This window comes from Paenarthrobacter sp. RAF54_2, from assembly GCF_052113945.1.
Taxonomy (GTDB): domain Bacteria; phylum Actinomycetota; class Actinomycetes; order Actinomycetales; family Micrococcaceae; genus Arthrobacter.
Map to the genome: position 1 here is coordinate 91,337 of NZ_JBFRDV010000002.1, position 21,134 is coordinate 112,470.

The window sequence follows — 21,134 nt, forward strand, 5'->3', positions numbered from 1 at the left end:
TTCTTCCTATTCCGATTCGTCCACGAGGGAGACTTCAGTAACGGTGGTGAGTTGAGACAGTTGGGCCACGATGTCGGATGCCGCCATGGTGCCTTCGATTTCCAGCTCTATCTCAATGAGGTCAGCGGTGGCAGCCGTTTCTGTGGCTGTCATCAACCGATCCATCACGCCCTTGGGCTCGGCCGAACCCCGCGTCGTTGCGAAGCCCTGAACACGGAATCCTTGCTCAGTGCATGTTCGGAGCACATCCCTCAGCGCTCCCACACCATCCATGTACGTAACTTTCAACAACCACTGGCTCGGCAATCCAAAGCGGAGCTTCGCAGTCACCACGGGATAGACGTAGACGATGACGAAGTGGGCTGCGGTGACGAATACCGCGGGCAGCAAGAGGCCGGCCCCGGCGGACGTCCCAACGGCAGCTGTAACCCAGATGGAGGCTGCCGTAGTCAATCCGCGGACTTGATTACGCCGCACGAACACGAGCCCCGCCCCTATGAAGCCAATGCCGGAGACCACTTGAGCCGCCAGCCTGGAGGGATCCAGTCGAACCAGGTCCACCATCAATACGTCGCTGAAGCCGTATTTGCTCACGACCATAAACAGCGCGGCGCCCAACCCAACCATGGCATGTGTTCTCATGCCCGCAGACTTGTTCTTGCTCTGGCGTTCAAACCCTATGGCTGTGGACAGGACAAGTGCTGCGGCCAAGGCCAGACACATCTGCCACCATTGCGTATCCGCGCTGAAGATCACGTAGTGCTCCGATTCGGTTATCACCCCCTTTTTCTGTCCCACATGGAAGGTCCAGTCCGATACGGATGTTCCATGCAAAGGCAGCTCAAGGTAGAAACGACGCGAGCCGGTCCTCTGCTAATTCTTCAGGTCCCAGAACGTTCCAGTCAACGCTCTTGCACATTCGTGCAAACCTCACATCCAACTTTGTTAGGACGTACTAGCATGGTATTTGAATGCGCCGTTGAAGCCTGTAAGACCAGATCACACGGGCAAAAAGATCCCATTTTCCGCCGCCGCGAATGGGCTCTTGTGATCGGCCATCTTTATGTGTAGGTTGACCATGACCTGAAGTTAGGTTGTCAGGTCAAACGTGAAACAAATGCTTTTTTGCAAGTGCTAAGTCGCCCGGACAGCGATGACGAGGGGGTCAACGTGAGGGTTTTCCATGGGCAGATTAGACACAAGTGATGCGCAAACCAGCAGGGCACCGGTCCACAGACCGCCAATAAGCACCCCGAAGAACCGACGGTGGAATCGGAGAACACGCAGGGACGCATGGGTTTTTGCCGCTTTCGCGGCACCCAATGTCCTGCTCATCGTCCTCTTTACCTACCGTCCGCTCGTCACTAACTTCTACTATTCCACCCTGGACTGGACGCTCGGGGCAGCCACCGCAACGTCAGTGGGGCTGGGTAACTATGTGGAATTCTTTACCTCCCCTGACGCTTCAAGCGTGCTGGGCGTAACAGCCATATTTACGATCACCACCGTTGGCGGTGCGATGATCCTGGGCCTGCTGGTGGCGTTGGCTCTTAACCAGAGACTGAAGGGCACAACGTTTGCCCGTGCCGTGGTTTTCGCGCCCTACGTCCTTTCCGGCGTGGGGGTCGGCTTGGTGTGGTTGTTTATTTTCGATCCGACGTATGGCGTCCTTTCATGGATTCTCCGCACAGTTGGCCAGGCGAGTCCCCAGTGGGTCAACGATCCGAAGCTCGCGCTCCTCATGGTCATCATCGTGTACGTGTGGAAGAACCTCGGCTATTGCGCCGTGGTGTATCTGGCAGGTCTGCAGTCCATTCCGACTCAGCTCTTGGAGGCTGCCGCGTTGGATGGCGCCAGTAGCCTGCGGCGCTTCACGTCGGTGGTGCTTCCCCTTCTTTCCCCCACCACCTTCTTCCTCCTGATCACTTCACTGCTGAGCTCCCTGCAGGCGTTCGACATCATCCGCATCATGACTCCATCCGGCAACGGAACCAGCACCCTGATCTTTGACTCCTACCTTCAGGCATTCGGCTCCTACAACCGGGCCGGCTACTCCGCGGCCATCTCCGTTGTGCTGTTCGCGGGATTGCTCGTCATGACAGCTGTGCAGTTGCGCTTCGTGGAGCGAAAGGTTCACTACTCATGAGCACCAACTCCCCTGAAGCCACACCACACCGTGACCGTCCGTTCTCCTGGCAAAACCTTGGCAAGACGATTGCCGGGGGCTACGTCCCCCTCCTGCTGGCAACTCTGGTGGTCTTCGTGCCGCTCCTATGGATGATGTTGTCTTCCCTCAAAGCGCCTGGCGAAATCGTGACCACAAACCTGACTCTGCTGCCGAAGACGCCAAACCTTCAGAACTACGCTGACGCAGCATCTACTGTTCCGTTCGCGCGATTCTTCCTCAACAGCGTGATCGTCACAGTCATCGGATCCACCATCAAGTGCGTACTTGCCGTCTTTACGGCCTACGCTCTCGTGTTTGTCCGTTTTCCCTTTAAAAGGGTCATCTTCCTGCTGATTCTGGTTGCGCTGATGGTTCCGCCACAGGTTTCCGTGCTTCCCAATTACGTTTTGATCGCAGGCATGGGAGGGCTCAACACGTATTGGGGAATTATCCTTCCAGGCTTGGGAACGGCGTTTGGCACCTTCCTGCTAAGGCAGCATTTCCTCACACTGCCGCCGGCAATCCTGGAATCCGCGGAAATCGACGGTGCGGGCCACTGGCGCAAGCTCTGGAAGATCGTTGTCCCGGTGTCCGTGCCCAGCATCGCGACCGTGGCCTTGGTGACCATCGTTTCTGAATGGAACGAGTACATCTGGCCGCTGATCGTCACGGACCATCCAGACATGATGACCCTTCCTGTGGGCCTGACGCAGCTGGTCAACAGCGATGGCAGTACCCAGAACTGGGGCATGCTCATGGCCGGCGCGGTGATCGTCCTTCTACCGATCTTGCTCATCTTTGCCGCTCTGCAGCGGTACATCGTCTCCGGGCTCACTCAGGGCTCGGTTACCGGCTAAAACTCCACCTTTCGAGGATGCTCAAGCACCTCGATCACTAGAAAGGCACTTCCCCTATGTCAAAATCACTTTCCAGGAAGCATTTCCTCGGCTTGGCTGGAGCCTCAATCACCGCCGTCGCGATTGCAGCCTGCGGCGGTCCCTCTACCGATACCGGGGGCACAGCAGCAAAGACGCTCTCCCCGGAGGATTGGTCCAAGATCAAACCTGCTCCAAGCATCAGTTTCATGTCCAGCCATCCCGGTAAGTCCCGGGAAACGGAACAGAAGCTGATTGAGGCCTTCCAAGCCGCCAATCCGGATATCAAAGTCAACCTCATCACCGGAGGCTCAAACTATGAGGAAGTTGCGCAAAAGTTCCAGACTTCCCAGGCCGGGAGCGAAGTGCCGGACGTGGTTGTCGCATCAGACGTGTGGTGGTTCCGATATGCAGTCTCGGGTGCCATCCTCCCCATCGATGACCTCCTCAAAGCAGTCAAGGCGAGCTCCTCCGACTACAAGTCCGGTTTGATCGCCGACTACAAACATTCTGATCAGCTGTGGGCGGTCCCTTACGCCCGCTCAACCCCGCTGTTCTATTTCAATAAGGACCACTTCAAGGCGGCCGGAGTTCCCGAGCAGGCACCAAAAACCTGGGAAGAGTTTGCCGAGTGGGCACCCAGGATTAAGTCGGCAAATGCTTCTGCTGCCGGATATCAGAACGCCTACCAGTACCCGGCGATTGCAGGTTACGCCGGCTGGACCCTTCAAAACGTTCTCTGGGGCCAAGGCGGCGCCTGGTCCAAGGAGTGGGAGATTACGGCAAATTCAACCGAATCTGTGGCCGCGATGCAGTGGGTGCAGGACTCGATTGTGAAGAATGGCTGGGCCGGAGTCTCCTCCAAGAATGCCATTACCGACCTTCAAGCCGGTGCCATCAGCGCCACGATAAGCTCGTCGGCCGACCTCGCCGCCACCCTTAAGGCGGCGAAGGAAGCCAACATGAGGATCGGCGTCGGGTTCTTGCCGGGTGGGTCTGCCGCGGCCTCACAGGTTTGTCCCACGGGCGGTTCCGGCCTGGTGATCGCCAGCAAAACGTCGCCGGAACGGCAGCTTGCAGCGGCCAAGTTCATCACGTTCATGACGAATGCGCAGAGCACGTCTACTTTGTCTGCTGCAACCGGGTACCTACCCGTCGCCGAGGCGGCAGATATTTCGGCGATTGTTGCCCAGACACCGGAATTCCAAACTGTCGTAGACCAGCTCAAAGTGACACGCACGCAGGACTTTGCCCGAACCTTCCTCCCCGGCGGCGACCAGGAGCTGGCCAAGGCAGCCACCAGGATCATGAATGAAAAGGCCGATGTCCAGGCAACGCTGACCGAGTTGAAGGGAACACTGGAAGGCATTTACAACAAGGATGTGAAGCCGAAGCTGAAAGCCTAGCCATGGGGCGAAGCGTAGGCGCACATGGGGGCCTACGCTTCGCACCCTAACCCCACCCGGGCCACCTGGCGATGCGTTAAAGAAGAAAAGCACCAGTTCCGAAGAACTGATGCTTCCCAGTGGTGGCTCCGACCGGCGTCGATCCGGTGACCTTTCGATTTTCAGTCGAACGCTCTACCAACTGAGCTACAGAGCCTAGGTGACAAGTCACCTTGAGAACCGAAATTACTTCCGGTGCTCAGAGCGACCCTGACGGGACTTGAACCCGCGACCTCCGCCGTGACAGGGCGGCGCGCTAACCAACTGCGCTACAGGGCCTTGCGTTTGCAGTATCTCTACCGCGTTTTTTTCAAGGCTTCTAGCTTACCAGACATTTTTCATCCGATTTACCACTTGCCTTGCGTACCCCCAACGGGATTCGAACCCGTGCCGCCGCCGTGAAAGGGCGGTGTCCTAGGCCGCTAGACGATGGGGGCCTGAACTCAATTCGGATTATGCGAGGAAAAACAACACTTTATGCGTTCTTTTCGGTTCTCACCCGTCCGAACTGGACTCTAAAACTTTAGAGCATAGATGGCGATATTCCCAAATCGAGGTCTGCGCGACTCTCCAATGGCGACTACGGGACATGCTCAAGGAGGTCGCCGACCTGGCAATCGAGCAAACATTGGCAGTTTCTTGCCGTGACGCGTCCGAAAACCGCCAGCCCGGCTGGCCTCCCCGGCGCTAGATTGGCTCTATGACAACCACCACCCCGGCCGAACCCGGCCAGCCGTCCCCGGGCATGCAGCCGCGCAACACCCCCGCGCCCGCAGCTCCCATCAGCAAACTTGGCATCGCCGCCGTTGTCGTCACCGTAGTCCTATGGGCTTCAGCATTCGTCGGCATCCGCGCTGTGGGCCCGAGCTTCTCCCCGGGTTCCTTGACGCTCGGACGGTTGGCGGTTGCCGCCGTCGTTCTTGGAATCGTTGTTCTGCCTACGCTGAAAGTCTGGCCGCGTGGCAAGGAATGGTTGCCCATTGTGGCGTACGGGGTGATGTGGTTCGGCGGTTACAACGTGGCGTTGAACGCTGCGGAGCACATGCTCGACGCCGGTACCAGCGCCATGCTGATCAACGTCTCGCCGATCCTCATCGCAGTTCTCGCCGGAGTGGTCCTCAAGGAAGGCTTCCCGCGGTGGCTTCTGATTGGCAGTGCCGTTGCGTTCGGTGGCGTCGCGATGATCGCCTTGGGTTCCGGACAGCGTTCGACGGCGGATGTCGCCGGGGTGTTGTTGTGCTTGCTTGCCGCCGTGCTCGCCTCTGTCAGCGCGATCCTCCAGAAGCCGGTCCTGCGGAAGTTTACGGCAGGGCAAGCCACGTGGTTCGGCATCATGGTGGGCGCTGTCTGCTGCCTCCCATGGACAGGACAATTGATTGCTGAAGTCCAGTCAGCGCCGCTGCCGGCCACACTCGGCTTGGTCTATCTGGGCATCTTCCCCACAGCCATCGCCTTCACAACGTGGGCGTACGCACTGTCCTTGATCTCGGCCGGGAAACTGGCCGCTACCACGTACTTGGTCCCCGGCACCACCATCCTCATCTCCTGGGCAGTACTTCAGGAAGTCCCAACCATCTGGGGACTGATCGGCGGCGTGGTGTGCTTGATCGGCGTGGCCCTGACCAGACGTATGCCTAGGGCTGTTGGGGCGACAAGGACCGTGCGGGCGTCAAGGGTTGCCCGGCGTACAGCAAAGTGAGCTAGCGGGCCATACCCACCAGAAGTTCACGGTGCGTGGGAGGGTTGGCGCCGGGGCGGCCAACAGCGATGGAAGCCGCCATGGAGGCGATGGTTCCGATCCGTTCCAGCACTGTGGGCGCCAAGCCATCGCTGCCCCGCAACAGCAGCCCCATAATGAGTGCTGCGGTAAAGGAATCACCGGCGCCGATGGTGTCTGCCACGCTAGCGGGGACGGCCGGGACATTGATGTGAATGTCCCGGGTTGCCATGAGCGCCCCCTTGACCCCTTGAGTCACCACAGCAAGGCCTGTGCCCATAGCCAGGAGGTGATTCGCAGTTTCCTCCAACGACTTATCGGGGTACAGCCAGCGGGCGTCGGAGCCGCTCATTTTCACGACGTCGGTCAGCGGCACTATCTCTTCGAACAATGAGACTGCCTCACTGTGACTTCCGAGGAGGTCGGGGCGGATATTGGGGTCGTAGGTAACCATGCATCCGCCCTGCGCCTGCTCCAGTAAGCTCCTGACAACGCTTGCGCCGGGCTCCAGGAAGGTCGCGATGGAGCCGGTGTGCAGGATCCTCGGCGCATAGGGCAGGGCAAGGGGAGCCAGCGCCCAGTCAATGTCAAAGGTGTAATCGGCCGAACCGTCGGCAGTTATCCGAGCGGTCGCCGTCGCGGTCTTGCCTGCTGACATGGATCCGGGCAGCAGGACCACACCTGCGCGCTGCAGATGCGCGGCGATGGCATCGCCCCGCTCGTCCCTGCCAATGGCAGTCAGTAGGCCCGTTTTCACGTCCAACAGGCCCAAGCCGTAAGCGACGTTGGCCGGCGATCCGCCCGGATACTCCTTCTGTCCGTCCGACGACTGGACGATGTCGATCAATGCCTCACCCACAACGACGACGTCGAGGGGCTCAGTGGCGAGGGAAGCGGTGCCGGTCATGCGGTTCCTGTGTCTGTCGAAGGAGGATTGAGTTTCAGTATCTCCCATCACGCACGGCGCCAATGATGTCTGGGCGGACTAAAGTCGAATCATGCCCGCGAATCTCCCTCCCGGCCTGCCCATAGTTCCCGACGGCGATCTCCCGTCCTCGCCGCTGCGTTTTCCGCCGGGCGCCCCCTTCGAAATGTCGCCGGAGGAATTCGAAGAAGCTGTGAGCGACGCTTTACAGCTGATCCCACCCAAAGCTGCCAGTGCCATGGACAACGTGGCAATCTTCATTGAGGACGACTACACCCCGCGCCCAGATGAAGAACCGGACACCGTATTACTTGGTTTGTACGAGGGCGTGCCATTGACCGAACGTGACTCGTGGTGGGAAGCGGGCTCATTGCCGGATCGGATCACAATTTTCCGCCAACCCATCCTGGACATCTGCGCCACCCGCGAGGAAGTCATCGATGAAGTGGCCATCACGGTGATTCACGAGATCGCCCACCACTTCGGAATTGACGACGACCGCCTGCATGAGCTCGGGTGGGGCTAGCCTTGTAAGCATGGGGCATGATCACAACCACTCCCACGGAGTGACGGCAACCGGCAAGCATCGCAATCGGCTTATTGCAGTCCTGGCCATCACCTTAGGTGTGGTGGGCATCCAAGTCGTTGGCGCCCTCGTCTCCGGATCGCTGGCGCTGCTGGCCGATGCAGGCCACATGCTCTCCGACGCGGCAGGCGTATTCATCGCTTTGATGGCGGCCTGGATCGCTACCCGTCCGGCGAGCGATCAACGGACCTACGGATATCAACGGGCCGAAGTCCTGGCGGCCTTGGCCAACGCCCTCGTACTGATCGTCATCGCCGTGGTGATCATGATCGAGGCCATCCGCCGCTTTGGGGAGTCGCCGGAAATCCATACGGACGTCATGCTGTGGGCGGCAATCCTGGGCGCCGTAGCCAACCTCATTTCCCTGATGATCCTTCAGGGGGCCCAAAAGGAGAGCCTCAACGTCCGCGGGGCCTATCTTGAGGTCCTTGGCGATCTTCTCGGCTCGATCGCCGTTATTGTGGCGGCCATCGTCATCATGACGACGGGCTTCACTGCCGCTGACCCCATTGCCTCCGTGCTGATCGCCCTCATGATCATCCCCCGCGCATGGCACCTGCTCCGCGATGTTGTGGACGTGCTTCTGGAAGCCACTCCCAAGGGTGTGGACGTGAACATGATCCGCGAGCACATCCTTGCCGTGGACGGCGTCGTGGAGGCCCACGACATCCACATCTGGACCATCACTTCCGGGGTGCCCGTGTTCTCCGCCCACGTTGTGGTGGAAGACGAGGTCCTTAACGCCAGCGGGGCAGACAGCATCCTGGACCAGCTTGGATCCTGCCTGGGGCGCCATTTCGACACCGAGCACTGCACCTTCCAGCTGGAGCCCGTGAGCCACTCCGAGCACGAGTCACACCAGCACGCCTAGCTTGGCGCGTCACCTGGGGTCGTAGTAACCGTTCCTGCCGCTCCATCCACGGTGATGATCTGGCCTGAGCTGATCCGCAGAGTTGCGTCGGGCACGCCCACCACAGCCGGTATGCCGTATTCGCGGGCCACCACGGCGCCATGGGAGTTGGGACCGCCCATTTCCATGACCAACCCGCCGGCGGTGAGGAACAGGGGCGTCCAGCCGGGGTCGGTGGAGGGCGCTACGAGGATCTCCCCTGGTTCCAGATGGGCGCCAACGGGGTCCAGGATGACCCGCGCCGGGGCTGTGATGAGGCCTGCCGACGCCGGACTGCCGGAAAGAGTGCCCGGGGCACCTGCGGTTCCGCCAGCCGTAGCGGTGGCTTCGGGTTCTGTTCCGTCTGAGAGCAATACCCGCGGAATGTGCCGACGCCGCAGTTCCTGCGCATAGTCCGCGCGGCGATCTTCCACGAGTTGGTGGAGCTTGTTGCCTGCCAGGGCAGTCTCTACTTCGTTGAGGTCCAGGAAGAAAATATCCTCGGCGCGTTCAATCCGCCCTGCCTCTGCCAGTTCTGCTCCGACCAGGAACAGCTGTTCCCGTGCCGAAGCCAAGCCGAGGACGAGGTTGTATTTGGGGAGTTCCCTCATGCCGGCAAACCGGCGTGTGCGGTCCAAGGCTGTTCGCACCAGCTTGGCGTGGAGCGGACTCTTGGCCCTGGCCCGCGCAACCAACCTGGCAACCTGTTCATCTGCCTCCCGAACAGCTTTTCTAAACTGCTGGTCGGGTGCGTCCGCAGTGTGCTCGAGCCGCAGATAGTTGACCACGACGCCGAGTATGTGGGTGGGGTCGTCCGACCATCGGGGCATGCCGAGGTCGATCTCTGCCACTGCTCTATGCCCATAGGTGCGCAGGAAAGCTTCAAGCCCGGCTTGGGCAACTGCTGGAAGTTTCTTGTCCTTGAACTGCCGAACGAGTTCCTCAAGTGTGGGATAACTCAGGAAGGCCAGGGCCTCCGGGTCATCCCTGATTTCCTTTGCAAGCTGCCACAGTGCAAGGTCCATCTCCGTAGTGACATTGTTGGGCAGCCCACGAATCACTGCTTGCAGCTGGTCCAAGGGCGCTTGCTCGCCCAGCATTTTCCGGACGAGTCCCAGCATCGCAAAGCCCAGAACGGGAAGGGGCAGGACTTGGGGAACCGTTGCGAATACTTCCTCCCCCAGGATTCTCTGTACGTGGGCGATTCGCTGATGGGCGGTGATGCCCTCCGGCACTTGAAGGGCCTGATGGAGTTCTGCCTCCAGCTGCTCTTGGCGCTTCATTGCGGCATCGGGACGGAAAAGAGCCCGGATGGCCGACTCTGGAACACGGTATTTAGCCGCAACGGGCGCAACGTGCCTGATGAGTCTTATAGGAGTTTTAATGGTGACGGAGAACCGAGGGTCATCGAAAAGGCCACGAATCACCGCCGCAGAACGGGCCTCCATGATGTCAAAGATGCGCGGCACAATGACCCGGCCCACCCTGCTGCGAAGCACGGATGTGAAGTCGAAGAAGATCCTCTGCCCGGCCTCATAGTAAGGCGATGGTCCTGAGCGTGGATCTGGGACATCGAAGGCAGCCCTGCGGGCAACGCTGGAGGCTATCAGGCGGATACCCGCCAGACCCATGGGCGTCAGAGGCCTGGTGAGGCCTTGGGCGAGGCTGAAGTTCAGGAATGCGTGCTCACCGGGAGTCGCCAGCACTCGCGAGGTCAACGGATAGAGGGTAGTAATGGGTCTTGCCTGTGTGAGCCACAGTTTTCCGGACGAATCGATCGCCCATTCTGTATCCTGCGGGGCTCCATAGTGGGCCTCGACGCGCCTGCCCAAATCGGCCAGCGCCCGGATCTGGTCATCGCTGAGGCACGGCTGCACGGAGTGGTTTTCGAGTGCTTCAGCACCACCCGCTCGCTCAATTCGTTCAGTGCCACCGCCAGCCAGCGATCGGATCTCTACCTGTCTGTCGCCGAGGGTCCGTTTCAGGATGGAGTTGCTCTGCATATCAACTACGTACTGATCGGGATTAACGGCGCCTGACACCACGGCTTCGCCCAGACCGGGGCTGGCATCGATCACAGCTTCACGGCGCCGCCCCGTGACAGGGTTGGCCGTGAACATCACCCCGGCCGTCGCGGAATCCACCATTTCCTGGACAACGACCGCCAGCGTCACTGTGGAATGATCTATCCCATTGATTGTCCGATAGCTCACGGCCCGGTCCGTCCAGAGCGATGCCCAACAGCGGCTTACGGCATCCAGGACTGCGTCTGCTCCCACGACGTTCAGGAAAGTGTCCTGCTGTCCGGCAAAACTGGCGAAGGGCAGGTCCTCGGCCGTGGCTGAGGACCTCACTGCCACGGGTGTAGCGTCTCCCAACTTCCGATACGCCGCCCGCACTGCCTCAGCGACGTCGGTGGGAACTCCGGCGTCGAGCACCAAGGACCTGGCCCGGGCGGCCAGCCTGTTCAGCTCGTCAAGGTCAGACGCTTCGGCGTCCTGCAGAAGCGCAAAGATGTCCTCCATGCCAATCGCTGAAAGGGCGTACCGGTAGGCGGACGTTGTCAGGCAAAAGCCTGGCGGCACCGGCAGGCGGGCGGCACTCAACTCGCCGAGGTTGGCGGCCTTGCCACCTACCTCGGGGAGCATGTCCGCCCGGATGTCCGCAATATCCCGAATGAAGACCGGGCCACTTACATCCGCGCCCGCATTGTTTTTCTGCCGATGCTTCCCAGGCTCCCGGTTATCCATGGACGGTGCGCGCCAGCGGCCTAAGCCGCACCGAGCATGGGTCCGAATTTGGGCCGGTTTGCCAGCCGCGGGTCCTCCCGGTCCGGAACCACGAGGACCGGTCCCTTGGCGTGATGCAGGACGCCGTCGGAAGTGGAACCAAGGAGCATGCCTGCGAAACCACCACGGCCCCGTGTACCCAGGACAACCAGCTCCACGCCCCGGCTGGCCTCAACCAGGACGTCAACGGGTGAGCCGTCCCTCAGGTCGGTTTCCACAGTCAACTGCGGGAAATGGCTGCGGAGCCAAGCCACGCCTGCATCCAGCTGGACTTTGATGTCCGCGAACAGGGCATCGCGGTCCAAAGGTGCGGGCACCCAGGCCAAGGAGCCGCTGTATTGCGGCACCGCACAAATGACGCGGAGCTTGGCGCCCATCCGCTGGGCTTGTTCGGCTGCCTCAAGGACAGCGACGCGCGCCTGCTCTGAACCGTCCACACCAACGGCGACGACGTTTTCCACCGTGCGCGGCCCGGCCTTGGCGTGCTCAGCCTTAATGTGCTTGTCCTCGGTGTTCTCGCCCAAACGGTCCGCACAGTAGAGCGGGACCGTTACGGTGGGGCATTTTGCGTGAGCCGGCAAGGCGCTGCTGACCGAGCCCAGGAGACGCCCAACGAAGCCGCCACGGCCACGGCTGCCGAACACCAGGAGCGCGGCGTTTGCGGACAAGTCCAGGAGGACCCCTGCGGCATCGCCATTCTCCACCGAAGCATCGACGTCGAGGTTGTACTTCGAGACCTTATCCATGGCCTGCTTGACGATTGCTTCCGCGCCCTCGCGGATCACGGAATCGTCCACAGTGGCGTACCCGCCGTCGAGGCCGGATGCCGCGAAGATGGGCACCGAATAAGCCGTGACTATATGCAGGGGAAGTTGGCGCCGTTCCGCCTCACGCGCGGCCCACACAAGGGCGCATTGACCATGCTCGGATCCGTCCACTCCGACGACGATTCCACCAGGCGCCACTGCCTGCTCCTCGTCGTCCCGTGGTTCTTCAACGTGTCTGCCGTGCTGGTCCATTGGGGCCCGCCTCTCCACCTACTGCTTGATGTTCCGGCCATTCTGCCAGAGGTTCTCCGTACCGGTGTCCCCTTGCTGGCGTGCAACCAATAGCCGAGGCCGAAGAAACCCGCGGGGTTCTCCTTCCAATGCCCACTATTCTCGGTTGGCAATGCCGAATCAAGGCGACTATGGGCTATGTGGATAACGGTCCGGGCTCGGTTTTCGGCACGCTCACCGCCCTCCAGGTTGCGCTGCGGATGAACATCCAAAACACGCTGCCGCCGAGGCTATCCATGGCAGAAAAAGTTCGGTAGTGTTCGAGTCACCGAATGGCCGGCAAAAGTGTCCCAGGACACAACCCGGCCATTTATTTGCGGCCGCTTGGGGAACACGGACGCGATCCCACGCGCTGCCGAAAGGCACACACGTCAAGGAGGAACCCAAGCAGTGTCACTCACTCCTGATTCCGTCACGGAACGGACTACCACCGTGGTGATCGGCACCGGCCTGTCCGGCTTGGCTGTTGCCAGCGAGCTCAGCCGCTATGGCGTAGGTTCCATCGTGCTGGATGGCTTTGGTACTTTGTCCACCACCGGACCATCGGTCCATACGGGAATGCTCCAGCGCTGCGACGCAGCGGACCCCGCGGCAATGCAGGAACGCAACGAGATCCTGCGCCACTTGCGCAACTACGCCGCAAGCCATCACCTGGATGTCCGCACCACCACACGCGCTGTTCGTCTGGACTTCCTGGGCGGCGACTCGTCCCAGCAGCTTGGATACGGACTCGCAGCAAGCCTGAACACGGCCAGCCAGAGGGCTGGGCTGAGCGTTTACGGCCCGCTTGAATCCACCCCACGGCAATGGGCCGTGCATACAGCCACTGGAGTTCTTCTGGCCGACCACATCGTGGTGACGCGCTGCGCCCAGAGCCAACTGCGCCGAATGCTTACGGACTTGGGAATCGCCATAGGCCAGAACCTCGTGGCAGCCATGCGTGCCGTGGGAATGCACTTGGTAGGCGTGGGGGAACTCATTACACCCACGCCCAAGGAAGTACTCCGGCAAGCCAAGGCAGTAGGGCAAGCAATCTCATCCAAGGTGGCCCTACCAGCTTCGCCGGGCATCGCCCTGGCTTAGAAACGAACAAAAGTTAACTCAGAAGGCCGGTGCCTCCGAAGACGTTAGTCCTCGAAGGCACCGGCCTTTTGAGTTGGAGCGTGAAGCTTAGGCGCCAGCGCGTACGTACGTGATGGGGCCGGTTGCGGTGAGCCAGCTGATCGGGTGGATGCCCGTCTGGTTGCCGTTGATGCCACCGCTGATGGCCTGGCCGTTGCCGATGTAGATGGCTACGTGGCCGGACTGGACGATCATGTCACCGGGCTGGGGGTCGCTGACAACCTTGCCGTAGTTCAGGAACTGCATGGGTGCGAGGTCGCCAACCGGGATGCCTGCGGAGCCGAGGGCCCGTTCCACCATGGCGGTGCAATCCTGCATGATGCCGATCTGGGCGTAAGCCGAGGCGACCATTGCAGCGTTGACGCCACCAACAGCCGGAGCTGCAGCAGCAGGCGCGGCTGCCACCGGAGCGGTAGCCGTAGTAGTTGCGGCGGCCTTCACAGTGGCCGCTGCTGGGGCCTGCTTGGCCACCGGAGCCGGAGCAACGGGTGCCGGCTTTTCAATAACGGGAGCCGCAACGGAAGCAACCGCAGGGCGCTCGAAGTTGATCGTGGCCGTGGAGGCGGCCGTAACAACCTTGGTGGGACCCTCATTGACGGTCTCGGCGACCGTAGCAGGGCTGGAATCGCGCTGAACAGGGGTCTCTGCTGCGTGGGCAGCAATGGAGCCTGTCAGGACGAGGCCCGAAGCTGCTGCAATAACAGCGGCTTGGCGACCCGCGCCAGATGCGTTGCTGGCAACAGCCTTGGAGATGGAGATGAACGGATTAGGACGTACGCTGTCCGCCTTACGACGGCCGCGAAGAATGCGTGAAGACATGAAAGAGCCTCTCCCGATGCCTGCGAGGTTAGCTGTCGGATTCGGATGGGAGTCACCCGGCCACTATCCCCCGCTGTGCAGCGGAAGCTTCGTGACTTCACCCCAAGGCGCGCTCTGAAAGCGGGCCAAAATGGGTTCCCCGTCTCTGCCGTAGGTTTGTCTGCGAACGGATTCCGGACTGCGGCAGAGCTAGGCAATCAGCCCGGAAATGCCCGTTACGTGGAACAGGCACAAGTACAACCGTACGGGAAGATCACTTCAAAGTCACATTTACGTAACGAGCAGTTCGTTTTTGGCGTGTCGCAGTGACCGTTTCGAGATCTTCGCTAGTATGTAGAAAACCCCGTTATTCCGCGGAATTTTCGTCATCCGGCTCGTTCGGAGCCGCCAGCTTCTTCCGGGCTGTAACAGCGAGGAAGATCACGAGACCGATTGCCACGACGGCGAGGCCAACAATGCTCCAGGGGAAGGGTTGGGAAGCTGCCGGAGCAGGCTCACTATTTTCGGTACCGGGCGCTGCCGTCCCCGCCGTCGGAACGGCTGCCGAAGCCGATGGGGAGGCGCCTGCTGAGCCGCTCGCCGTCGTCGTGCTGGTTCCGGAAACAGTGAACTTGAAAGTTCCCTCAATCGGGTGGGAGTCTGAACTGACCACGCGCCACACCACCGTGTATTCGCCAGCCGGAGCGCCCGGACGCAGCTTCTGGACAGCCATGTTGTCGATGATCTCCACTGCGCCATCTGCCCAGTTTTCGCCCCCAGCGGTGACAGTTACGCCCGAACCGATGGCCAGTGGCCGGTTGTTAAACGTGATCGACACCGACGCCGGCACTTCAGCTACCCGCGCACCGTTGGCCGGAGTTGTTGATTCGGCGACGTCGTGTGCGGAGGCCGGAGCGGCGCCCAGCAGCAACGCGGAAGCGAAAGCGAGAGCGGCTACGACGGCGGCCAGAAGCGGGCGGATGGTACGCATGGGGCGGTTTCTCCTAGTGTTGGCTTCCTTACAGACTAGGCGAATCGTCCCGACACCCCGCATCGGCGGGCATAGGATTTGAGAGCAAACTCCCCCGATCCCCGGAGACCTTCATGCTGAAACAAGGTTCTGCAATCGACCGTTACTTCAAGATCTCCGAGCGCCAGTCCACATACTCGCGGGAAATACGTGGCGGCTTCGCGACCTTCTTCGCCATGAGCTACATCGTGGTGCTGAATCCGCTGATCCTCTCCGGGGCAGACTCGAGCGGAGCATCTCTTGGCTTCACGGCCGTAGCGGCAACCACTGCATTCGTGGCGGGCATCCTGACCATCCTCATGGGCGCCTGGGCCAAGCACCCCTTCGCGGTGGCAACCGGGCTGGGAGTGAACGCGTTCGTGGCCGTGACCGTTGCCTCCCACCCGGGCCTGACGTGGCCGGACATGATGGGGCTTGTGGTGCTTTCGGGTGTCACCATGCTCATCCTGGTACTCACCGGATTCCGCACGGCCGTTTTCAGGGCCGTCCCGGAAGCCCTTAAGACGGCAATCGTAGTGGGCATTGGCCTCTTCATCGCCTTGATCGGCCTTGTGAACGCCGGCTTTGTCCGGCGAATTCCGGATGCCGCAGGCACTACTGTCCCGCTCGGCCTGGGTGTGGAGGGCAAGTTGATGGGTTGGCCGACGTTGGTGTTCGCCGTCGGCCTGATCCTGACCATCGCGTTGGTAGTGCGCAAGATCCGCGGCGCAATCCTGATCGGCATCGTAGTGTCCACCGCCCTGGCCGCCATCCTGGAATTCACGCTCCACATTGGTCCCAGCTTCGACGGGAAAAACGTCAACCCGCGCGGCTGGTCCCTGGTGGCCCCCACACTTTCCGAATGGGGCGCTCCGGACCTCTCCCTGATCGGCAAAGCCAACCCCTTTGGGGCCTTTGAACACCTCGGATTCGTGGCTGCTGCGCTGCTGGCGTTCGTGATCCTCCTCAGCATCTTCTTCGACGCCATGGGCACCATGGTGGGCCTGGCCAACGAGGCCGGAACCGTGGACGAGCACGGCAACATTCCCAACGTGGACCGCGTCCTGCAGGTTGATGCCCTGGGCGCAATCGTTGGTGGCGGCGCGTCCGTGTCGTCCAACCAGATCTTCGTTGAGTCGGGCGCGGGCATTGGCGAAGGTGCCCGCACCGGTCTCGCCTCCATTGTCACGGGCCTGCTCTTCCTGGTGGCCATGTTCTTCACGCCGCTCATCAACCTGGTCCCGTTCGAAGCCGTTGCACCTGCGCTGGTGGTTGTGGGCTTCATGATGGTGTCCCAGGTTGGCAAGATCGACTGGCAGGACTGGGGCGTTGGTATTCCCGCGTTCCTGACCATCGCCCTCATGCCCTTCACGTACTCCATTGCCAACGGCCTCGGCGCGGGCTTCATCTCGTACGTCCTGATCCGCGCTTTCCAGGGCCGTGCACGTGAAGTCCACCCCTTGATGTGGGCAGTGGCAGCCGCCTTCCTGCTGTTCTTCGGCATCGGAACTGTGGAGGAGTTGTTGGGCGTCAAGTAGCGTTGTCCGGCATTTCAGACACTGGGGCACGCTAAAGCTGTTTTTTGGCACGCAGGTGGGGTGTGCTTAAGGCATGGCCCCAAACACCAGCACCAACCCCTCCGTAGACGTCCTTCCCACGCCATGGACCGGCCGCTTTGACGGCGACGGCGACGAACATCGCCGCTGGTGGCAGGCCGTAGCACCCCTTACTTCCCCTGCCACTCCTGGTGCCTCTCGTCCCGCCGTCGTGCTGGGTTTCTGCAGCGACGCCGGGGTGCGGCGCAACAAGGGCCGCACCGGTTCCGCAGCGGCTCCGGCTGCCATTCGTTCGGCACTGGCCCCGCTGGCGTTCCACCTGGACCGTGACGTGTTCGACGCCGGCGACGTGGTTGTGGAGGGCGACTCACTGGAAGAAGGACAACAGCGCGCCGGACGCGCCATCTCGGAACTGCTCGACGCCGGAAACCTCACCGTGGTGCTGGGCGGCGGCCACGAGACGGCGTTTGCCAGCTACCTGGGCGTGGCCGGATCCAACGCGGTGCAAAGCGGAAAGCGCTTGGGTGTCTTGAACCTGGATGCCCACTTTGACCTGCGTGATGAGCCCACCCCGAGCTCCGGCACACCATTCCTCCAGATGGCCCAGGAAGAAACCGCCGCCGGACGCGAATTGCGGTACGCCGTCGTCGGAATTTCGGAGCCCAACAATACCCGTACGCTCTTTGACACCGCTGACCGCCTGGGCGTGAAGTACTTGCTGGACGAGGACTGTTCCGTAGAGCGTGTCGAGACGTTCGTAGCCGACTTCGTGGCTGGAATCGATGTGCTGTACCTGACGATCGACCTGGACGTACTGCCCGCTTCGGTGGCGCCGGGAGTCAGTGCCCCTGCCGCGTACGGGGTGCCGCTGCCCGTGATTAGTGCTATATGCCGCCAAGTAGCCGCAAGCGGCACCCTGTTGCACTTGGACGTTGCCGAATTGAACCCGGAGTTCGATATCGATGGACGAACCGCGAAAGTGGCAGCACGGCTTGTAAACACGCTGTTGGCGTAGGGCCTGTTCCCAGTCCCTGTCCTGCTTTAACCTGTTGGGTTTAACCTGTGGGGAAGGGAAGGACAGCGATGCGCGCAACTCCTCTGCAGGACAAGTGGGCTTGGGTGGCCGGGCCGGTTGCTGTCGCGCTCGGTCTTGCCGCACACGTCATTTCCGGTGGCGGTGCCCCTGCGATGCCCGTCCTGCTGGCGTTCGTTGCCCTCTCTGCCTTGGCCGCACAACTGATTTCCCGCTGGATCCATGGGCCCATCCTGTTGTTGCTGCTCTCCGGCGTGGCCCAGCAACTGCTGTTCTTCGGCTTCGAAGCTTTAGGGGGCTCATTTTCCGGCGTCGGATTCCTTGACCATCTGCACGGGCAGCCCCAGCAGCCTGTGGCCGTTCCTGCGGACAGTCAGCCGGGTTCAGGCGAAGTGCATGCTGCCGACCTGATGCTTTACACCCACGCAGCTGCCGCCATTCTCACTCTGCTGGTGGCCGCGGGAGTTTCCAGGCTGGCCCGGCGGGGACGTCACCAAGGGCAACGTTCCGTAGCTTTTCGGTAATCCTGGGAAAAGCAACGTAGTCCCCCGAAAGCCAACGTAGCCCTGCGAAAGCCGGGGCAATGAACTTTGATCGGCTCGGGTTCGGGCGCCTAGTGTCGTTTGCACGTGGTGTACCCGAGAGGCCAGGGAGCTGCCTGCAAAGCAGCGCACGCGGGTTCGAATCCCGCCACCACGTCTGATGGGGTCAGGTCTGCCGCACCAGCACCGGTACCCCTCCGCCGAGATGGCACTTAAGCACAATGTTTGGCCCAAACATTGGGCTTAAGTGCCATCTCGCGGGGTCGAAAGAGCTTACTGGGCTGCGTCGAACCCGTCCAGAAGCCGACGCGATGCCGTCGTCATGTGCGAGCGCATGGACAGGGAAACCGCTGAAGCGTCCCTGGCCACGAGGGCTTCGTAAATTGCGGTGTGCTCACGCAGCGCTGCTTCAGCATGGCCTTCATCGGTCAGCGCCCGGTCGACCCAGATCCGCAGTAGCGAGCGGATGCTCTGCAGGAGCTCTTCGAGGACCGTGTTCCCGGAGGCCTGGGCGATCTCGCGGTGGAACAAGGCGTCGGCCTCAACGAAAGCTGCGAGGTTGTCCAGGTTCTTTTCCATGGCGTCGAGGTTGGCGCGCATACGGCCCAAGGCCTCATCCGTGACTCGGAGGGCCGCTAGTTCCACAGCCTGAACCTCCAGCCCGCTGCGCAATTCGACCAGCTCGCGGGTCCTTGGCTCGCCAAGCATGAGCCCCCAGCTGAGCGTACGAGGCAAGAGTTCGGAGACGCCGTCGCGCAGGTACGTTCCCGACCCCGGACGGACGATCACGATCCCTAGGATCTCCAGCGCGGCCAGTGCCTCGCGAACAGCTGAACGACCGACACCGAGGGAGGCAGCTAGTTGGCGCTCGGCGGGTAGTCGCGTACCGGGCGCGATGTCGCCGCTGGTGAAGTAGGCGAGCAGCCGCTCAGCTACTTCGGAGACAACGGAGCCTTGCTCCATGGGGGCAAGGGCTGCCGTCATATGGGCCGCTGCTGCGGCGGAGTTCGCTGACACCTTCACAGCGTAGCAACCGGATGACCAATTGATCCCGGAGTGAAATGGCTTCAAAAAGTTTAACTCGTCAACCGGTTGACCAATTTGGAATTGGCTCTTATGGTTTAAATCACAAGCTTCGCCATCGCCGGTCCATACCCGGCAAGGACACGAGTCAGCCCGGCGCATCCAAAGCAGGATCCGCAGGGATACCAACATCTAGGAGTCAATGTGGACACCACACAATCGGTGGTCGAAAAATCCGCAATCAAGAAGGTGGCTATCCGGCTGGTGCCGTTCGTCGCCCTGATGTTCTTCATCAACTACCTGGACCGCACGGCCATCTCGTTCGCCGGCCCCAACGGCATGAACAACGATCTGGCTCTCTCAGCGGCCCAATTCGGCTTCGCCTCCGGCGTCTTCTTTATCGGTTACATCCTTCTTGAAGTCCCCAGTAACCTGGCCCTTCACAAGTTCGGCGCCCGCCGCTGGCTTGCCCGCATCATGGTCAGCTGGGGCATCGTTTCCCTCCTCTTCACCTGGGTAGGAAACGTGGACCAGCTTTATATCCTGCGCTTCATCCTGGGCGTGGCAGAAGCCGGATTCTTCCCGGGCGCCATCCTCTTCCTGAGCCTCTGGGTTCCCTCGAAGCACCGCAGCAAGATCCTTGCCCTCTTCTACTTGGCCCAGCCCCTCACCACTGTGATCGGCGCGCCGCTTGCAGGCGCCTTGATCCAGCAGCACGGCGTGTTCTTCGGCCTTGAGGGCTGGCGCTTTATGTTCTTCGGCGTCGCCATCCCCGCGATCCTCATCGGCATCATCGCCTGGTTCTACCTGGCAGACTCCCCGGCCAAGGCCAAGTGGCTGACGTCCGAGGAAAAGACCTGGCTGACCGGCGCCCTTGAAAAGGAAAAGAAGGAAACCACGGCCAGCAACAAGCACGTGAGCGTCCGCACCGTGTTCGGCAACGGTCGGGTCTGGATGCTTTCCCTGATCTACTTCGGTTTCATCTACGGCCTCTACGCCCTGGGCTTCTTCCTGCCGACCATTATCGCCGGCTTCGAAGGCCTCTACGGCACCAAGTTCGATGTCTTCCAAAAGGGCCTGATCACGGCCATCCCCTACCTGCCGGCTGCTTTCGCGCTGTACTTCTGGTCCAAGGACGCCACCAAGCGCGGCGTGCGGACCTGGCACATCGCACTCCCTGCCCTCATTGGCGGCGTCAGCATCCCGCTGGCACTGTTCGCTGGGTCCCCGGCTGCAACCATCGCCGTCATCACGATCACCGCCATGTCGATCTTTGCAGCGCTGCCCAACTTCTGGACCGTGCCAACACAGTTCCTCACCGGTGCAGCAGCTGCAGCGGGCATCGCACTCATCAACACCGTGGGCAACCTGGCAGGCTTCAGCGCCGGCTACATCACGGGCTGGCTCAAGGACCTGACAGGGGGCTACACGGTTCCCATGTTCGTCGTCGGCGGCTTCATGTTGCTCTCCTCGATTCTCATGGTCACCCTCAGCCGGCAGCGTAAGGCCTCTGAAGGCATCCCCGCCGAGGCCCTGGATCCCCAAGGCGCCGGACACCACGCCGAGCCGTAACCCTCCCCCTTCCATCCAAAGCTCCAGG

Annotated in this window: 18 protein-coding genes, 4 tRNA genes and 1 riboswitch; of the genes, 12 read left to right on the top strand and 10 right to left on the bottom strand. The window is 61.2% G+C overall.

Annotated elements, in window-relative coordinates; translation table 11 throughout:
* Positions 1-6: 6 nt before the first annotated feature.
* The gene (locus tag AB4Y87_RS01860) at positions 7-780 is read right to left on the bottom strand and encodes an MgtC/SapB family protein (RefSeq protein WP_442002795.1); all 774 of its coding nucleotides are present in this window, start codon (positions 778-780) and stop codon (positions 7-9) included.
* 403 nt (positions 781-1,183) lie between these two features.
* Here AB4Y87_RS01860 and AB4Y87_RS01865 point away from each other — a divergent pair, with 403 nt between their 5' ends.
* The 3 genes from AB4Y87_RS01865 to AB4Y87_RS01875 are packed head-to-tail and all read left to right on the top strand — an operon-like array spanning position 1,184 to position 4,448.
* Positions 1,184-2,146 (top strand): carbohydrate ABC transporter permease, encoded by a 963-nt coding sequence (locus tag AB4Y87_RS01865; protein ID WP_442002796.1) that lies wholly within the window; start codon positions 1,184-1,186, stop codon positions 2,144-2,146.
* Complete coding sequence (locus AB4Y87_RS01870; protein ID WP_442002797.1) at positions 2,143-3,024, top strand: carbohydrate ABC transporter permease; 882 nt, start codon at positions 2,143-2,145, stop codon at positions 3,022-3,024. Before AB4Y87_RS01865 ends, AB4Y87_RS01870 begins: the two co-directional genes overlap by 4 nt.
* A 56-nt stretch (positions 3,025-3,080) precedes the next feature.
* Positions 3,081-4,448 (top strand): ABC transporter substrate-binding protein, encoded by a 1,368-nt coding sequence (locus tag AB4Y87_RS01875; protein ID WP_442002798.1) that lies wholly within the window; start codon positions 3,081-3,083, stop codon positions 4,446-4,448.
* Between the two features lie 120 nt (positions 4,449-4,568).
* On the opposite strand, the gene AB4Y87_RS01880 is transcribed toward AB4Y87_RS01875, so the two are convergent.
* The 3 genes from AB4Y87_RS01880 to AB4Y87_RS01890 form a co-directional block, all read right to left on the bottom strand.
* Positions 4,569-4,644: transfer RNA gene (locus tag AB4Y87_RS01880), tRNA-Phe, on the bottom strand.
* Between the two features lie 48 nt (positions 4,645-4,692).
* A tRNA-Asp gene (locus tag AB4Y87_RS01885) sits at positions 4,693-4,766 on the bottom strand.
* An 85-nt stretch (positions 4,767-4,851) separates the two neighbouring features.
* Positions 4,852-4,924: transfer RNA gene (locus AB4Y87_RS01890), tRNA-Glu, on the bottom strand.
* Positions 4,925-5,187: 263 nt separating this feature from the next.
* On the opposite strand from AB4Y87_RS01890, the gene AB4Y87_RS01895 reads away from it, so the two are divergent.
* Positions 5,188-6,186 (top strand): DMT family transporter, encoded by a 999-nt coding sequence (locus AB4Y87_RS01895; protein ID WP_442002799.1) that lies wholly within the window; start codon positions 5,188-5,190, stop codon positions 6,184-6,186.
* A gap of 1 nt (position 6,187) precedes the next feature.
* Here the strand turns inward: AB4Y87_RS01895 and AB4Y87_RS01900 are convergent, their stop codons facing one another.
* Positions 6,188-7,111, bottom strand: a complete 924-nt coding sequence (locus AB4Y87_RS01900; RefSeq protein WP_442002800.1) for a carbohydrate kinase family protein — start codon at positions 7,109-7,111, stop codon at positions 6,188-6,190.
* 91 nt (positions 7,112-7,202) lie between these two features.
* Between AB4Y87_RS01900 and AB4Y87_RS01905 the strand changes: the two genes are divergently transcribed.
* Positions 7,203-7,655: a metallopeptidase family protein gene (locus AB4Y87_RS01905; protein ID WP_442002801.1), complete on the top strand. Its 453-nt coding sequence runs from the start codon at positions 7,203-7,205 to the stop codon at positions 7,653-7,655.
* Between the two features lie 10 nt (positions 7,656-7,665).
* Complete coding sequence (locus tag AB4Y87_RS01910) at positions 7,666-8,586, top strand: cation diffusion facilitator family transporter (RefSeq protein ID WP_442002802.1); 921 nt, start codon at positions 7,666-7,668, stop codon at positions 8,584-8,586.
* On the opposite strand, the gene AB4Y87_RS01915 is transcribed toward AB4Y87_RS01910, so the two are convergent.
* Entirely contained in the window at positions 8,583-11,354 is a 2,772-nt protein-coding gene (locus AB4Y87_RS01915) for a PEP/pyruvate-binding domain-containing protein (RefSeq protein WP_442002803.1), read from the bottom strand. The two genes, AB4Y87_RS01910 and AB4Y87_RS01915, sit on opposite strands and share 4 nt — an antisense overlap.
* 20 nt (positions 11,355-11,374) lie before the next feature.
* Positions 11,375-12,412, bottom strand: a complete 1,038-nt coding sequence (locus tag AB4Y87_RS01920) for a universal stress protein (RefSeq protein WP_442002804.1) — start codon at positions 12,410-12,412, stop codon at positions 11,375-11,377.
* Positions 12,413-12,841: 429 nt separating this feature from the next.
* On the opposite strand from AB4Y87_RS01920, the gene AB4Y87_RS01925 reads away from it, so the two are divergent.
* Positions 12,842-13,534, top strand: coding sequence for an FAD-binding protein (locus tag AB4Y87_RS01925; protein ID WP_442002805.1), 693 nt, complete (start codon positions 12,842-12,844; stop codon positions 13,532-13,534).
* Positions 13,535-13,621: 87 nt separating this feature from the next.
* On the opposite strand, the gene AB4Y87_RS01930 is transcribed toward AB4Y87_RS01925, so the two are convergent.
* Both AB4Y87_RS01930 and AB4Y87_RS01935 read right to left on the bottom strand, forming a co-directional pair.
* Positions 13,622-14,392, bottom strand: coding sequence for an NlpC/P60 family protein (locus AB4Y87_RS01930; RefSeq protein WP_442002806.1), 771 nt, complete (start codon positions 14,390-14,392; stop codon positions 13,622-13,624).
* 3 nt (positions 14,393-14,395) lie between these two features.
* Positions 14,396-14,564, bottom strand: a riboswitch (cyclic di-AMP (ydaO/yuaA leader).
* A gap of 174 nt (positions 14,565-14,738) precedes the next feature.
* Entirely contained in the window at positions 14,739-15,362 is a 624-nt protein-coding gene (locus AB4Y87_RS01935; RefSeq protein WP_442002807.1) for a copper resistance CopC family protein, read from the bottom strand.
* 113 nt (positions 15,363-15,475) lie between these two features.
* On the opposite strand from AB4Y87_RS01935, the gene AB4Y87_RS01940 reads away from it, so the two are divergent.
* From AB4Y87_RS01940 to AB4Y87_RS01955, 4 genes are all read left to right on the top strand, one after another.
* Positions 15,476-16,918, top strand: a complete 1,443-nt coding sequence (locus tag AB4Y87_RS01940; protein WP_442002808.1) for an NCS2 family permease — start codon at positions 15,476-15,478, stop codon at positions 16,916-16,918.
* Between the two features lie 73 nt (positions 16,919-16,991).
* A complete protein-coding gene (hutG, locus tag AB4Y87_RS01945) occupies positions 16,992-17,951 on the top strand; it encodes a formimidoylglutamase (protein ID WP_442002809.1) in 960 nt (319 codons plus the stop codon).
* Between the two features lie 68 nt (positions 17,952-18,019).
* Positions 18,020-18,493 carry a hypothetical protein gene (locus tag AB4Y87_RS01950; protein ID WP_442002810.1) on the top strand — a complete coding sequence of 158 codons (474 nt, stop codon included), beginning with the start codon at positions 18,020-18,022 and terminating at the stop codon, positions 18,491-18,493.
* Between the two features lie 104 nt (positions 18,494-18,597).
* Positions 18,598-18,668, top strand: a tRNA-Cys gene (locus AB4Y87_RS01955).
* 116 nt (positions 18,669-18,784) lie between these two features.
* Here AB4Y87_RS01955 and AB4Y87_RS01960 read toward each other — a convergent pair.
* Complete coding sequence (locus AB4Y87_RS01960) at positions 18,785-19,528, bottom strand: FadR/GntR family transcriptional regulator (protein ID WP_442002811.1); 744 nt, start codon at positions 19,526-19,528, stop codon at positions 18,785-18,787.
* A gap of 210 nt (positions 19,529-19,738) precedes the next feature.
* Here AB4Y87_RS01960 and AB4Y87_RS01965 point away from each other — a divergent pair, with 210 nt between their 5' ends.
* On the top strand, positions 19,739-21,106 hold the full coding sequence (locus AB4Y87_RS01965) for an MFS transporter (RefSeq protein ID WP_442002812.1): 1,368 nt from the start codon (positions 19,739-19,741) through the stop codon (positions 21,104-21,106).
* Positions 21,107-21,134 lie beyond the last annotated feature (28 nt).

Bases quoted from the DNA above. Each gene is read 5' to 3' on its own strand.
- hutG (WP_442002809.1), top strand. From the start codon at position 16,992: ATGGCCCCAAACACCAGCACCAACCCCTCCGTAGACGTCCTTCCCACG.
- AB4Y87_RS01950 (WP_442002810.1), top strand. From the start codon at position 18,020: ATGCGCGCAACTCCTCTGCAGGACAAGTGGGCTTGGGTGGCCGGGCCG.
- AB4Y87_RS01915 (WP_442002803.1), bottom strand. From the start codon at position 11,354: ATGGATAACCGGGAGCCTGGGAAGCATCGGCAGAAAAACAATGCGGGC.
- AB4Y87_RS01930 (WP_442002806.1), bottom strand. From the start codon at position 14,392: ATGTCTTCACGCATTCTTCGCGGCCGTCGTAAGGCGGACAGCGTACGT.
- AB4Y87_RS01895 (WP_442002799.1), top strand. From the start codon at position 5,188: ATGACAACCACCACCCCGGCCGAACCCGGCCAGCCGTCCCCGGGCATG.
- AB4Y87_RS01870 (WP_442002797.1), top strand. From the start codon at position 2,143: ATGAGCACCAACTCCCCTGAAGCCACACCACACCGTGACCGTCCGTTC.
- AB4Y87_RS01940 (WP_442002808.1), top strand. From the start codon at position 15,476: ATGCTGAAACAAGGTTCTGCAATCGACCGTTACTTCAAGATCTCCGAG.
- AB4Y87_RS01900 (WP_442002800.1), bottom strand. From the start codon at position 7,111: ATGACCGGCACCGCTTCCCTCGCCACTGAGCCCCTCGACGTCGTCGTT.
- AB4Y87_RS01905 (WP_442002801.1), top strand. From the start codon at position 7,203: ATGCCCGCGAATCTCCCTCCCGGCCTGCCCATAGTTCCCGACGGCGAT.
- AB4Y87_RS01865 (WP_442002796.1), top strand. From the start codon at position 1,184: ATGGGCAGATTAGACACAAGTGATGCGCAAACCAGCAGGGCACCGGTC.
- AB4Y87_RS01910 (WP_442002802.1), top strand. From the start codon at position 7,666: ATGGGGCATGATCACAACCACTCCCACGGAGTGACGGCAACCGGCAAG.
- AB4Y87_RS01935 (WP_442002807.1), bottom strand. From the start codon at position 15,362: ATGCGTACCATCCGCCCGCTTCTGGCCGCCGTCGTAGCCGCTCTCGCT.
- AB4Y87_RS01875 (WP_442002798.1), top strand. From the start codon at position 3,081: ATGTCAAAATCACTTTCCAGGAAGCATTTCCTCGGCTTGGCTGGAGCC.
- AB4Y87_RS01920 (WP_442002804.1), bottom strand. From the start codon at position 12,412: ATGGACCAGCACGGCAGACACGTTGAAGAACCACGGGACGACGAGGAG.